The sequence below is a fragment of the Acidovorax sp. GW101-11A03 genome, from assembly GCF_059424825.1.
This window is the reverse complement of the sequence record NZ_JBWKZU010000008.1, coordinates 1-13,472: the sequence shown is the minus strand read 5'-3', so window position 1 is coordinate 13,472 and position 13,472 is coordinate 1. Positions and strand designations below refer to the sequence as shown.

The 13,472-nt window shown below is 65.8% G+C and carries 12 protein-coding genes; 10 read left to right on the top strand and 2 right to left on the bottom strand.

The window, feature by feature from the left end; all coding sequences use genetic code 11:
• The first annotated feature begins 5 nt into the window (after window positions 1-5).
• From rfbG to AC07Z7_RS05495, 6 genes are read left to right on the top strand one after another with little or no spacing between them, the layout of a single operon-like run.
• A complete protein-coding gene (rfbG, locus tag AC07Z7_RS05520; RefSeq protein ID WP_494765602.1) occupies window positions 6-1,073 on the top strand; it encodes a CDP-glucose 4,6-dehydratase in 1,068 nt (355 codons plus the stop codon).
• On the top strand, window positions 1,070-1,630 hold the full coding sequence (locus tag AC07Z7_RS05515; RefSeq protein WP_494765601.1) for a dTDP-4-dehydrorhamnose 3,5-epimerase family protein: 561 nt from the start codon (window positions 1,070-1,072) through the stop codon (window positions 1,628-1,630). The genes rfbG and AC07Z7_RS05515 overlap by 4 nt, the downstream gene beginning before the upstream one ends.
• On the top strand, window positions 1,627-2,868 hold the full coding sequence (locus AC07Z7_RS05510) for a class I SAM-dependent methyltransferase (protein ID WP_494765600.1): 1,242 nt from the start codon (window positions 1,627-1,629) through the stop codon (window positions 2,866-2,868). Before AC07Z7_RS05515 ends, AC07Z7_RS05510 begins: the two co-directional genes overlap by 4 nt.
• The gene (locus tag AC07Z7_RS05505; RefSeq protein ID WP_494765599.1) at window positions 2,869-3,357 is read left to right on the top strand and encodes an acyltransferase; all 489 of its coding nucleotides are present in this window, start codon (window positions 2,869-2,871) and stop codon (window positions 3,355-3,357) included.
• On the top strand, window positions 3,354-4,169 hold the full coding sequence (locus AC07Z7_RS05500) for an NAD-dependent epimerase/dehydratase family protein (RefSeq protein WP_494765598.1): 816 nt from the start codon (window positions 3,354-3,356) through the stop codon (window positions 4,167-4,169). The genes AC07Z7_RS05505 and AC07Z7_RS05500 overlap by 4 nt, the downstream gene beginning before the upstream one ends.
• 26 nt (window positions 4,170-4,195) lie before the next feature.
• Entirely contained in the window at window positions 4,196-4,975 is a 780-nt protein-coding gene (locus AC07Z7_RS05495; protein WP_094290258.1) for a cephalosporin hydroxylase family protein, read from the top strand.
• Window positions 4,976-5,089: 114 nt separating this feature from the next.
• On the opposite strand, the gene AC07Z7_RS05490 is transcribed toward AC07Z7_RS05495, so the two are convergent.
• Both AC07Z7_RS05490 and AC07Z7_RS05485 read right to left on the bottom strand, forming a co-directional pair.
• On the bottom strand, window positions 5,090-7,309 hold the full coding sequence (locus AC07Z7_RS05490; protein ID WP_494765597.1) for an O-linked N-acetylglucosamine transferase, SPINDLY family protein: 2,220 nt from the start codon (window positions 7,307-7,309) through the stop codon (window positions 5,090-5,092).
• A 124-nt stretch (window positions 7,310-7,433) separates the two neighbouring features.
• On the bottom strand, window positions 7,434-8,918 hold the full coding sequence (locus tag AC07Z7_RS05485; RefSeq protein ID WP_094290256.1) for a flagellin N-terminal helical domain-containing protein: 1,485 nt from the start codon (window positions 8,916-8,918) through the stop codon (window positions 7,434-7,436).
• Between the two features lie 321 nt (window positions 8,919-9,239).
• Between AC07Z7_RS05485 and AC07Z7_RS05480 the strand changes: the two genes are divergently transcribed.
• The 4 genes from AC07Z7_RS05480 (at window position 9,240) to AC07Z7_RS05465 (ending at window position 13,193) form a co-directional block, all read left to right on the top strand.
• Window positions 9,240-10,727, top strand: coding sequence for a flagellin N-terminal helical domain-containing protein (locus AC07Z7_RS05480; RefSeq protein WP_252658749.1), 1,488 nt, complete (start codon window positions 9,240-9,242; stop codon window positions 10,725-10,727).
• Between the two features lie 201 nt (window positions 10,728-10,928).
• A complete protein-coding gene (gene fliD / locus AC07Z7_RS05475; RefSeq protein ID WP_494765596.1) occupies window positions 10,929-12,362 on the top strand; it encodes a flagellar filament capping protein FliD in 1,434 nt (477 codons plus the stop codon).
• Between the two features lie 69 nt (window positions 12,363-12,431).
• Window positions 12,432-12,890 (top strand): flagellar export chaperone FliS, encoded by a 459-nt coding sequence (fliS, locus tag AC07Z7_RS05470; RefSeq protein WP_094290253.1) that lies wholly within the window; start codon window positions 12,432-12,434, stop codon window positions 12,888-12,890.
• A 3-nt stretch (window positions 12,891-12,893) separates the two neighbouring features.
• The gene (locus AC07Z7_RS05465) at window positions 12,894-13,193 is read left to right on the top strand and encodes a flagellar protein FliT (RefSeq protein WP_494765595.1); all 300 of its coding nucleotides are present in this window, start codon (window positions 12,894-12,896) and stop codon (window positions 13,191-13,193) included.
• Window positions 13,194-13,472: the final 279 nt, after the last annotated feature.

The following is a 13,472-nucleotide window of genomic DNA, read 5'->3' as shown; positions in this document are numbered from 1 at the left end:
GCACGATGCGCCCTGATCCCGACTTCTGGCGCGGCAAGCGCGTGTTGCTCACCGGCCACACCGGCTTCAAGGGCGCTTGGCTGGCCCTGTGGCTGCAACGCCTGGGCGCCCAGGTCACCGGCGTGGCGCTGCCGCCCGCTACCGGGCCCAACCTGTTCACCCTGGCCCAGCTGGGGCAGGGCGGCCCGGGCATGGAAAGCCATTTCTGCGACATCCGCAATACCCAGGCCCTGGCCATGCGCGTGCGCACCGCCCGGCCCGAGGTGGTGCTGCACCTGGCCGCGCAGGCGCTGGTGCGTCCGGGCTACGCGGCGCCGCTCGACACCTTTGCCACCAACATCATGGGCACGGCCCATGTGCTCGATGCGCTGCGCGGCCTGCCCGAAGTGCGCGTGGCCCTGGTGGTGACCACCGACAAGGTCTACCGCAACCGCGAATGGGCCTACCCCTACCGCGAGGACGACCCCCTGGGCGGGCACGACCCCTACAGCGCCAGCAAGGCCGCCACCGAGCTGGTCACGGCCAGCTACCGCGATTCCTTTCTGGCCGCCCAAGGCGTGGCCGTGGCCACCGCCCGCGCGGGCAACGTGATTGGCGGTGGCGACTGGGCGCAAGACCGCCTGCTGCCCGACGCCGTGCGCGCCTGGGAGAAGGGCGCCACCTTGCACATCCGCCGTCCCCAGGCCACGCGCCCCTGGCAGCATGTGCTGGAGCCGCTGGCCGCCTACCTGCGCCTGGCCCAGCGCCTGTGGGATTCGGCCGCCTTGGCCGGTGCCTACAACTTCGGCCCTCTGCCGCACGAGGCCGCCACAGTCAAAAATGTCATTGAATTGGCCTCCGCTGCCTATCCAGCAAGCGCTATCAGCTATGAAAACGAGAGCGAAGGCCCGCACGAAGCCGGCTGGCTCGCGCTCGAAACCGCCCATGCCCGCCAGGTGCTGGGCGTGGCCCCGCACTGGTCGCTGAACACCGCCGTGGCCCGCACCATGAACTGGTACCGCCAGCAACATGGCGGCGCCGACGCTCGCGCGCTGTGCCTGGCCGACATTGACGCCTGGGAGGCGCGGCCATGAGCCGCCTCGCCCTGGCGCCGCTGCCACTGGCGGGGCTGTTCCGCGTGCAACGCCAGCCGCTGGTGGACAAGCGCGGCTTTTTTTCGCGCCTGTTCTGCGCCGACGAACTGGCGGGTGCAGGCTGGACGGGCCCCATCGCCCAGATCAACCAGAGCTACACAGCGCTCACAGGCACTGTGCGCGGCATGCACTACCAAAAGCCGCCACACGCCGAGATGAAGCTCGTGAGCTGCCTGCGCGGCGAGGTCTGGGATGTGGCCGTGGACCTGCGCCAGGGCTCGCCCACCTTTTTGCACTGGCACGCCGAGCACCTGTCGGCCGACAACGGCAGCGCGCTGCTCATCCCGCCCGGTTTTGCGCACGGCTTTCAGGCGCTGACCGACCATGCCGAGCTGCTGTATTGCCACTCGGCGGCCTATGCACCCGCCGCCGAAGCGGGGCTGCACCCGCTCGACCCGCGCTTGGCCATTGCTTGGCCGTTGCCAGCGGGCCAGATGTCGCCGCGCGACGCGGGCCAGCCCTGGATGACCGAAGAATTCGAAGGAGTGCGCCTGTGAAGTGCCGACACTGCGGCAGCCCGCTGCAACGCTCGTTCCTGGACCTGGGCAGCGCGCCCCCGTCCAACGCCTACCTGAGCGAGGCCGCGCTGCGCGCGCCCGAGACCTGGTTCCCGCTGCGCCTCTTGGTCTGCGAAACCTGCTGGCTGGTGCAGACCGAAGACCACGCCGGGCGCGAGGCGCTGTTCACCGACGACTACGCGTATTTCAGTTCGTTTTCCTCCTCGTGGCTCGCCCATGCCCGGGCCTATGTCGAGGCGATGCGTGAACGCCTGGGCCTGACCGCCGCCAGCCGCGTGGTCGAGGTCGCGTCCAACGATGGTTACCTGCTGCAGTACGTGCAAGCTGTGGGCATTCCTTGCTATGGCGTGGAGCCCACCGCCAGCACGGCAGCCGCAGCCCGCGCCAAGGGCATTGAGGTGGTGGATCGGTTCTTTGGCGTGGCGCTGGCCGACGAGCTGGCAGCCTCCGACCGCCAGGCCGACCTGATCGCCGCCAACAATGTGCTGGCCCATGTGCCCGACATCAATGATTTCGTGGGCGGCTTTGCCCGGCTGCTCAAGCCCCATGGTGTGGTCACTTTCGAGTTTCCGCACCTGCTGCGCATGGTGGAGGGCTGCCAGTTCGACACGGCCTACCACGAGCACTACTCCTATCTGTCTCTCACGGCGGTGCAGCGCATTTTTGCGGCCAATGGCCTGGCGGTGATTGACGTGCAGGAGTTGCCCACCCACGGCGGCAGCCTGCGCGTGTTTGCCGCCCGCGCCGACTCGGTGGACCATCCGCAGGCCAGGGTTGAAGGCGCTGCCCGCGTGCAGCAACTGCTGGCCACCGAGGCAGCGGCGGGTTTGCTGGGCGCCGGTTTTTACAGCAATTTCCAGGCCCAGGCCATACGGGTCAAGCGCGAGCTGCTCACCTTTTTATTGCAGTGCCAGGCCGACGGCATCACCGTGGGCGCCTACGGTGCGGCCGCCAAGGGCAACACCCTGCTCAACTTTGCGGGCGTGCGGCCCGATTTGCTGCCCTACGTGGTGGACAAGAACCCCGCCAAGCAGGGCCAATACCTGCCCGGCAGCCACATCCCAGTCGTGAGCGAAGCGCACCTGCGCGCCCACAAACCGCAGCGCATCCTGATCCTGCCCTGGAACCTGCGCAGCGAGGTGGCCGACCAGCTCGACTACACGCGCAGCTGGGGCGCGCAGATGGTGGTGGCCGTGCCCCGGCTGGAGGTGTTCTAGGTGATCGAGATCCATCCCACCTCGAAGCTCTCGCACCTGGCCGACATCGAAGACTCGGTGCGCGGCTCCCGCATCGTGGTGGGCGCGCATTCGGTGATCGACAGCTTCGTCAAGGTCAAGCCTGCGGGTGGGAGCGGCGACCTGGTGGTGGGCGAACATGTGGTCATCAACGCGGGCTGCGTGCTCTACACGGGCAACGGCATCCACATCGGCAATTACGTGGCGATTGCCGCCAACTGCACCTTCGCGCCCGTCAACCATGCCTATGCCGACCGCAACCGCCTGATCCGTGAGCAGGGCTTTCTGCCCAGCAAGGGCGGCATCGTGATCGAGGACGACGTGTGGATCGGCGCCAACTGCGTGCTGCTGGACGGCGCCGTGCTGCGGCGCGGCTGTGTGGTGGGCGCGGGCTCCATCGTGCGCGGTGAGCTGCTGGCGTACACCGTGTACGCGGGCCAACCGCTGGCGGCCGTGGGGGAGCGCCGGTGACGGGCTTGCCCCCTTCAACGTTCACCGTGCTCGGCGCCTCGGGCTACATCGGCAGCCGCCTGGTGGCGCACCTGCAGGCCCAGGGCCACACCGTGTGGGCGCCTGCGCGCGGCGATGCCGAGGTGTTCGCCCGCCCGCTGGGTCATGTGATCTATTGCGTGGGGCTCACCGCCGACTTCCGCACGCGCCCGTTCGACACGGTGGACGCCCATGTGGGCCTGCTGGCCGAGGTGCTGCGGCGCGCGCAGTTCGACTCGCTGCTATACCTGTCGTCCACCCGGGTCTACATGGGCGCTACCCGCACCGACGAAGACGCGCCCCTGTCCGTGCTGCCGGGCGACCCCTCGTACCTGTACAACCTCACCAAGCTCACCGGCGAATCGCTGTGCCACGCCAGCGGCCGCGCCGGGGTGCGCGTGGCGCGGCTGTCGAACGTGGTGGGGCCGGGTTTGGACTCCGCATCGGGCAACCTGGTGGCCGACCTGCTGCACCAGGCGCGGCAGGGCCGGGTGGTGCTGCGTTCCGATCCGCAGTCTGCCAAGGACTACGTGCAGGTGGCCGATGTTCTGGACTGGTTGCCGCGCATTGCGCTGCAAGGCCGGGCCACGGTCTACAACCTGGCCAGTGGCTGCCAGACCTCCCATGCACAGTGGCTGGACTGGCTGCAGGCCCGCACCGGCTGCGCGGTAGAGGTGTTGCCCGGCGGGCCGCTGCAGCCGTTTCCCCCGATTGCCGTGTCGCGCCTGCAGGGCGAGTGGGGCGTTGTGCCCCGCCCCCTCTGGGACGACAGCTTGCTGGCTGCTATTGAATGAATGACGACCCCGTTGGAGTACCTGCCATGAACCCCGTTGACCAATTCGCCCAGGAACGCCGCGACCGCCTCGCGGGCTATGCCCAGGACACCGCCTTCCAGACCCTGTCGCGCGACTGGCTGCAGGCCTCGATGCAGCGGCAGTACGTCTACAACTTCGACTGGATGGGGCGGCCCATCATCCAGTACCCGCAGGACATGGTGGCCATGCAGGAGCTGGTGTGGCGCGTGCGCCCGGACCTGATCATCGAGACCGGCATTGCCCACGGCGGCTCGCTGGTGCTCAGCGCCTCGCTGCTGGCGCTGCTGGACATGAGCGACGCCATCGAGGCGGGCACCACGCTCGACCCGCGCGCCTCGCGCCGCAAGGTGCTGGGTGTGGACATCGACATCCGCGCACACAACCGCGCCGCCATCGAAGCCCACCCCATGGCCAGCCGCATCGCGATGATCCAGGGATCGGCCATTGCACCCGAGGTGGTGCAGCAGGTGCGCGACTTTGCCCAGGGCTACCAGCGTGTGCTGGTGTGCCTGGATTCCATGCACACCCACGACCATGTGCTGGGCGAACTCAATGCCTACGCGCCGCTGGTCACGCCCGGCAGCTACTGCGTGGTGTTTGACACCTTCGTGGAAGACATGCCGCCCAAGTTCTTTGCCGACCGCCCCTGGGACGTGGGCAACAACCCCAAGACGGCAGTGCACCAGTGGCTGGCCGGGCACGCCGAGTTCGAGATCGACACCGAGATGGAGCAGCGCCTGCAGGTCACGGTGGCGCCACACGGGTTTCTGCGGCGCAAGGGGTGATGGGTACAGGAAATATGGATAAAAATGCTGCCTTTCGCGCGGTAGGCTTGCATTTATTGCTATATTTTTAGTAGCATATGACGCAGTGCAGCCCGATGGCTGCACACCAAGGCATCACGCAGCGGGGCTCGCCCCCATGTCCAGGCCCATCGCCTGCGTGGCGTGCCGCAGGTAGGTCACGGCAAACTCGGTGTGGCCGTGGGCATGTTCCACCTCGGCCAGGCAGGCCAGGGCCACCGGGTCGTTGGGCATGGCGCTGAGCACGGTTTCGGCCAGTTCGGTCACAGCGATCCAGTGGCGGTCCTTGAGGGCCGGGCCCGCGCTGGTGTCTGAGTCAGTGGCGGGTGTGGGCGGCGGGGCGGCCTTGGCCTTGTCCACCAGCTCCTGCAGGCGCTGGTGGGCCTCGTGCAGGCTGACGCGCTGGCCGGGTTTCAGGCCCACGCCGGGCACGGGCGGCTGGGTCCAGGCCTCGGGCAGCTGGGGCAGCCAGTCCTGGATCGCCTGGGCCTGGGCGGCGGGGTCGTCCGGGTGTTCGGCGCGGGCCAGCCATTGCAGCCACATCACCCGCAGGCCTTCGGCAAAGTGGTGGTTGAAGATGTCCTCGCGCATCAGGGCGGAGGCCTCCACCTCGGCGCGCAGCCCCTGCCGCAGGGTGTTCAGCGCCTGTGCGTCGGCCGCCAGGCTGGTGGCGATGCGCACATAGTCCTCGGGCGTCTCGGCCAGCCATTCGGTGCGGCCCAGGTAGGCCAGCAGGCCCACGCCCATGCGGCTCTTGAAGCTTTCGCCCACCATCGACACGATGGGCAGGCCCATCCACAGCACGTCGAAGGTGGTGGTGCCGCCCGTGAGCGGGAAGGGGTCCAGCGCAATGTCGATGCGGTGGTAGGTGAGGTACTGGTTGTCGGTGCGCTGCGCCACAAGGTCCAGCTGTGCCGGGGGCAGGCCCAGGCGCTCGCAGCGCTCTCGGTAGGCTTGCGCAAAATCGGGGCGGTCGAAGTTCTTGCCTTCGATCAGCAGGCGCGACCCTGGCACGGCGGCCAGCACTTGGCCCCACAGGGCCAGCACCTCGTCGGTGAGTTTGCCCAGGTTGTTGCACGAGCCGAAGGTGATGAAACCATTGGCGAGCGCGGGCGCAGGGCGCACCTGGTAGCGCGGCTGGTAGCGCCACAGCGGGTTGCGGCTCATGGGGCGGTAGCAGGCAAACAGCGTGGGCAGGCGGTAGAGCTGCTCGGTGTACTGCGCTTCGGCGCCGGGCGGGTCGGTGATCTCGTCGGTGAACTTGTAGTCCACGGCCGTGAGCCCGGTGGTGGCCGGGAACCCCAGCCACGACACCTGCACGGGCGCCGCCTTGTGCGCCAGGGCCAGCAGGCCGTTGTTGCCGGTGTGGCCCGCCAGGTCGATCAAGATGTCAACGCCTTCGGCGCGGATGGCCTCGGCCTGGTGCTGGGGACTGAAGCCCGCCAGGGGCACAAAGTGGTCGGCGTGGCGCTGCACACGCTCGGTCACATGGTCGTCGCGGGGGAAGAGGTAGAACGCAAACACCTCGAATTGCCGCCGGTCCAGCTGCGCCAGCAGCCCCTCCACAAAGTACATGACCGAATGCACGCGGAAGTCGGGCGAGAGGAAACCGATCTTCAGGCGCTTCCAGGGCGATCCCCGGTGCTCGGCAAAACTGGGCCATTCGGGCTGCAGCGGGGGCTCGAAGGTGGCGCCGTACTGCCGTGCCGCTGCCGACAGCTGGGCGGCGTCCACCTCGGGGTCGGCCAGCATGAACAGCAGCTTGTTGGTGTAGTTGCCCGGGTCGTTGGGGCGCAGCCCGATGGCGGTTTCGCAGTCCTTGACGGCCTCGCGCACTTGGCCCAGCTCGCGCCGGTGGATGGAGCTTTGCATGAGCGCGGCCACGCGGTCGTGCAGAGTCTCGGCCAGGGCGGCGGCCTTCTGGCTGGCCTCAAACCCCTTGTCGTGCAGGCTCAGGAGGTAGCAGCACTCGGCCAGCTTGATCCAGCCAATGGCCTGCTGGGGGCGCAGCTCGCACACTTTTTCGAGCAGGGGCAGGGCGTCGATGTTGCGCGCCTGCTCGATCAGCACGTTGGCGTAGTTGACCAGCAGCTCGGCGTCGCCCGGCCAGTACACATAGGCCTGCCGGTAGGCCTGGAGCGCTGCATCGAACTCGCGCTGTTTGTTCAGGGAGAAGCCCAGCAGCCGGTGGGCGCTGAGGTGGCGGCCGTTCTTGCGCAGCACCTGGCGGCACAGGCGGGTGAGAAGGGGCCAGTCGGCAGCGGCCAGCGCTGCCTGCAGGCGGGGCGTGTCCTGTTCAGTGTGTTTGGATTGCACGTTGGCGCCGATCTACGAGCAAAAAGAGGGGCAGGGTGTGGTGGCAGTGTGCCATGTGCAAAGGGGCCCGATGGGCCCCTTTGTCTTGCTGTTCCACTGCGCAGCGGTGGGCCGGGCAGATGGTTTACTTGAGCAGCGACAGCACGCCCTGCGGGATCTGGTTGGCCTGGGCCACCATCGCCGTGCCGGCCTGCTGCAGGATCTGGGCGCGCGACAGGTTGGCGGTTTCGGCCGCGAAGTCTGCGTCCTGGATGCGCGAGCGCGATGCGGACAGGTTCTCAGAGGTGATCTGCAGGCTGGAGATGCTGGTCTCGAAGCGCGATTGCAGGGCGCCCAGCTTGGCACGTTCGCCGTTGATGAAGGCCAGGGCCGAATCCACGGTCTTGAGCGCGTCGGTGGCGTTGGTGAAAGTGGTCACGTCCAGATTGGCCACGGTGTGCAGCGAGGAGCCCCCGTTGTCCAGCTGGTTGCTGGCCGAGGTCACGGCGAACGACTTTTCGGAGTCCAGCGTGATGTAGCCGCCGGTATTGATGAATTCCACGTTCGCATCGGCCGCCAGCGTCTGGGTCGCGCCGTTGCTGGCACCTGCCGCGTCGTAGCCGGTGACGGTGACCGCACCCGCATTGGCGTTCACGGTGTCGCCGATCACAATGTTGTTGCCGGTGGCGTTGGTCAGGATGATCTGCGTGCCGTCGGAGTTGAGCGAGGCATTGATGCCCGTCTTGGCCGCTTGTTCATTGATGGCCGACACGGCGGGGGAGAGGCGGTCGGTACCGGTGCCAGCCACCAGCGTGAAGGAAATGGTGCGGGGGCTGGCGACGTTGTCGCCTTCCAGTGTCAGCGAGTACGAACCCGCCGCGGCCATGCCGCCCAGACGCACTTCGGTGCGGGCCGTGGCCGTGACGCCGGTGGTGGACTGCAAGGCGTTGATCTGGTCGGCTGTGGCCTTGGCCGTGGCGCTGGCGGCCACCGTCATGGTGCCGGTGCCCAGGTAGCCGCTGATGGCCACCGTGCCGGTGGTCACGCCGTTGGTGCCTGCCGTGGCCTGGGTGGCCGATGCGCCGATGCCCGAGCCGTTGGACGCAATGTTCTGGTTGTTACCATAGACATTGGTGCGCAGGTTGGCTGTGGCGGCCACAATGGTCTGGTTGGCGTTGGCGCCCACTTGGAACTGCTGCGTACCAAAGGTGCCGTCCAGCAGTTTCTGGCCGTTGAACTCGGTGGTTTGTGAAATCCGGTCCAGTTCTGCCACCAATTGGCCGACTTCCTGCTGCAGGGCCTGGCGGTCGCCGGCGCTGTTGGAGGCGTTGGCCGACTGCACGGCCAGCTCCCGCACCCGTTGCAGGATGTTGCCCGCCGACCCCATCGCACCTTCCGCCACCTGGGCCAGTGAAATCCCGTCGTTCGCATTGCGAACAGCTTGGTTCAGGCCCCGGATCTGGCTGGTGAAGCGCTCGGAGATCGCCAGGCCGGCGGCATCGTCCTTGGCGCTGTTGATGCGCAGGCCCGACGACAGGCGCTGGATGGCGGTGTTGAGCGACATCTGGCTGGTGCCCAGATTGCGCTGCGCGGTCAGCGAGCTGATGTTGGTGTTGATGGTTGCTGCCATGGCGAAACTCCTTAACGTCGCGAGACGGATCTGTTTGCCGGTTCAAGCGCACCCGTCCGGCTGTCAATGGGGGAACGATGGATGAATTGTGGAGATGCCGTTTTTTGGTGTTGGGTGGATAAGCGGCCAAAAAGTCCTACAACTTGTGCGTTTGCCCCTCAAGTTTTCCGGCGGCCACCCGAAAACACTCTCAACGGACCGTGAGTGGCCCGCCGTTCACCAGATGGCCTGCAGCGCTGGGAACCCAGGAGGCCAGCGTGGTGCTGGCGCCCCGGCTGGCGGCAACGCCATATTCAGTCAGTTCTTTTCTGGAGATTTGCAATGGCTTCCACCATCAATACCAACATCAGCTCGCTTACCGCCCAGCGCAACCTGGGCATGAGCCAGACTTCGCTGAACACCTCCATCCAGCGCCTGTCTTCGGGTCTGCGCATCAATAGCGCCAAGGACGATGCTGCTGGCTTGGCCATTTCTGAGCGTTTCACCAGCCAGATCCGCGGCCTGAACCAGGCGGTTCGCAATGCCAATGACGGTATCTCCCTGGCGCAAACCGCAGAAGGCGCCTTGAAGGCTTCCGGCGACATCTTGCAGCGTGTGCGTGAACTGGCTGTGCAGTCGGCCAATGCCTCCAACAGCGCTGGCGACCGCCAGGCCCTGCAACAGGAAGTGGGTCAGCTGGTGTCCGAACTGGACCGGATCTCGCAGACCACGGAATTCAACGGCTCCAAGCTGCTGGACGGCACGTTCGGTACGCAACAGTTCCAGGTGGGCGCCAACGCCAACCAGACCATCGTGGCGGCCACGGCCAACCTGCGCACCAGCGTGTATGGCAACAACCAGAACGTCGCCTCCAACGGTTCGGGCATCGGTGCATCGGCCACCCAGGCCACGGCGGGCACCAACGGTGTGACCACGGGCTCCGTGGCCATCGCTGGCTACCTGGGCACCGGCACCCTGACGGTGGCTGTGAGCGCCTCTGCCAAGGCCACGGCAGACCAGATCAACGCACTGAAGGCCGACACTGGCGTGACCGCCACGGCCCGCACCGAAGTGCGTCTGGGCGGCATGGCGGCGGCGGGTTCGTACTCGCTGACGCTGGAAGGCGACAACGTGGGCGCCGCCCGCACCGTGTCCTTCACGCTGACCTCTGCCACGGGTACGGACCGCCTGTCGGCTGCCGTGTCCGCGATCAATGACCAGTCCGCCAAGACCGGTATCAATGCCTCGCTCAGCTCCGACGGTAGCCAGATCATCCTGACCAACGCCACCGGCAACAACATCGTGGTGGGCGACACTGCCAATGCCAACGCGGCCAACGTGACCGTGACGGGCTACGACGCAGCTGGCGCAGCCAACGGTGCCACGACCACGCTGAGTTCTGCCGCTGCCTCGGTGGAGTTCGTCAACACGGGCGGCTACATCACGCTGGACTCGGAAAAGTCCTTCGCAGTGAGCTCGGCCAGCAACCAACTCGACAATGGTGGTTCTGCCCTGCAAACCGTGGCCAACCTGGATGTGACCACGTTCAGCAACGCGACCAACGCGCTCAAGACCGTGGACTCGGCCCTGGCCTTCATCAACGGTGAGCGTGCCAAGCTCGGTGCTCTGCAATCGCGTTTTGAAACCTCGATCAGCAACCTGCAAGTGACGTCGGAAAACCTGTCCTCCTCGCGTTCGCGCATCCTGGACGCCGACTTCGCCGCAGAAACCGCCAATCTGTCGCGCTCGCAGATCCTGCAACAGGCTGGTACGGCGATGGTGGCCCAGGCCAACCAGCTGCCGCAAGGTGTGTTGGCCCTGCTGCGTTAACAAGCAGCGGGCAAGGCAGTCAGGGCGTTGCAGCGCCCTGAAGTGGCCCAGGCGGCGGCAGGTTTCTGTCGCCGCCCTTTGGCTTTTTGGAGCAGCGGGTGCCAGGACCGCTGGATAAGACGGGTTTCCTGGCGTGTTTACGGACGTTCTTGATCGCCGTTCGGCGCGATAATTTCCGTTGAACCAGTTCAGGAGGTTGGTATGGCCACGATTTCATCCGTAGGTGTCGGCACAAACGGGCTTGATGTCAAAAACATCATTGCCAAGTTGGTCGAACTGGAAAAAGAGCCGCTGAACAAGCTCACGGTGCAGGCCGCGACGGTCAAAACCAAGATATCTGCCTTTGGGCAGATCAAGTCGCTGGTCTCCACGCTGCAGGACGCCGCCAGCAAGCTGACCAGCGTGACCGGCTGGAATGGTGTGACCACCACCTCCTCTGATTCCAAGTTTGTCTCCGCCACTGCTGTGGGAGGAACCCTGCCAACTACCTTCAGTGTGGAGGTGCAGGGCCTGGCCAAGGCGCAGGCCACCGCGTCGGCGGCGCTCTTGCCTGTAGGCGGCGCGCTGGGCTCCGGGACGCTGCGGCTGGAACTGGGCAAGTGGAGTGTGGCGCCCTCGTCCTTCACGCCGGGCAGCGGTCAGCCGGTGGATATCGCGATCAGCGCAAGCGACAAGCTCTCGGACGTGGCCAGCAAGATCAATGGCTCCAACGCAGGGGTGACGGCCTCGATCCTCTCGGATGCCTCCGGCGAGCGCTTGTTGCTGCGCAGCAAGAGCACCGGTGAGGAGTTCGGCTTCCGGCTGAGCGTGATGGAAGATGGGGACACCGATCCCCAGAGCGCAGGCAACACCGATGCGACCGGCCTGTCGCGTTTGGTCAATGGCGCCACGGTCACGCAGGCGGCAGCCAATGCCCAGGCCACGGTCAACGGTATTGCGGTGTCTTCTGCCACCAACACCTTTGCTTCCACGATTTCGGGTGTGACTTTCAAGGCGGAGCAAATCACCACGGCGCCGATCGATATCACCGTGGGCAAGGACGAGTCGGCCATCAAGTCCAACATCGACGGGTTCGTGAAGGCCTACAACGCCGTCAACGAGCTGCTTCAAGAGGCGACCAAATACGACGCAAAGACCGGTTCGGCGGGGCTTTTGCAAGGGGATTCGACCGCTGTGGCGCTGCAGAACTCTCTGCGCAACGCGATCCAGTCGATCTCGACGGGCGGCGGGGCCTTCCAGCGTCTGGCAGATGTCGGCATCACGCAGCAGCTGGGCGGGAACCTGGCTGTGGACTCCACCAAGCTGAACAAGGCCCTGACGGAGAACCCCGACGACGTGAAGAACCTGTTCCGCAACACCGGAGGCGGATCGGCCGACGGCATTGCGGTACAGCTGAAGGCGCTGACCACCAATTTGCTGGCCAACGATGGTTTCTTCAAATCCAAGGACGACACCCTGCAGCTGAGCCTCAAGCGCAATGCCCAGGACCAAACCCGCGTGAACGAAAAGGTTGACGCATTTGAAAAACGCATCACGCGGCGCTATAACGCGCTGGACACCCAGTTGAGCAGCCTGAACGGCCTGAACGCCTATATCTCGCAGCAGGTGGCGGCCTGGAACAAATCGACGGGCTAAATAAACAGAGGCTTCAGTTTTTCTGGCGCGAGCCGATAACTTAGGTAATACCTCGGAAGGATTGTCAGCATGTTCAGCGCCTACAGCCCCCGTGCAGCCAACGCGTACCAGCGCATCAATGTAGAGACCAGCATGCACACGATCGACCAGCACCAGCTGGTCAGCCTGTTGTATGAAGGCGTTCTGAACTCCATCGCCACGGCGCGTGGCGCCATGGCACGGGGTGACGTGCTGGGCAAGGTCAATGCCATCTCCAAGGCGGTGCGCATTCTTGAAGAAGGCCTGAGCACTTCGCTGGACAAGGTGGACGGCGGTGAGTTGGCCGAGAACCTGGGCGCGCTCTACGACTACTGCATGCGCCGCCTGATCCTGGCCAATGCCCGCAACGACGACGCGATGATGCAGGAAGTCATGCGCCTGATCGAGCCCGTGGCCCAGGGCTGGAATGACATCAAGAAATCCGGCGCTGCAGCGGCTTCTGCCGACGCGCCTGCCGCCACTGGCCAGCCCGTGCTGGTGGAGGCCTGAACCATGTCCCACATGCTGATTGACTATTACAAGGCGATTGAAGACAGCAGCGCCAAGATGCTGGAGGCTGCCCGACTCAAGGACTGGGACGGCGTGGTGCGCTACGAAGGCGCCTGTGCGGTGCTGATCGAGCAGTTGCGTTTCAAGTCGCAGGAGCACGAGCTGCTGCCCGAGCACCGCCGCGAAAAGACCCGCATCATGCAGCGCATCCTGCGCAACGACGCACAGATCCGCAGCCTGGCCGAACCCTGGCTGGCACAGTTCGAACATCTGTTCGAAGGGCAGCCGCAGATGATGCACTGAGGCGCGCAACAAGCCTCAAGACAAAGCCGACCCTGTGAGGTCGGCTTTTTTTGTGGAAAAAATGGGCTTTTCCACGCGCCCAATAAGCGCTTTTTGCTATCAAATCGGGAGTATTGTGCAGGCGCAGGCGCTAGATGCGGGCGCTTGCCAGTGCCAGGGCAGCCAAGCAAGGGCCGCCCCGCAGCGAGGGCTGTGTCCCCCTGCCCGCAGCGCGCTGCGTTGCGAGAGCGGGGGGGGGGGGGAGGCGCCCCGCGCCTCAGGGGGGTGACACTGCCCGGT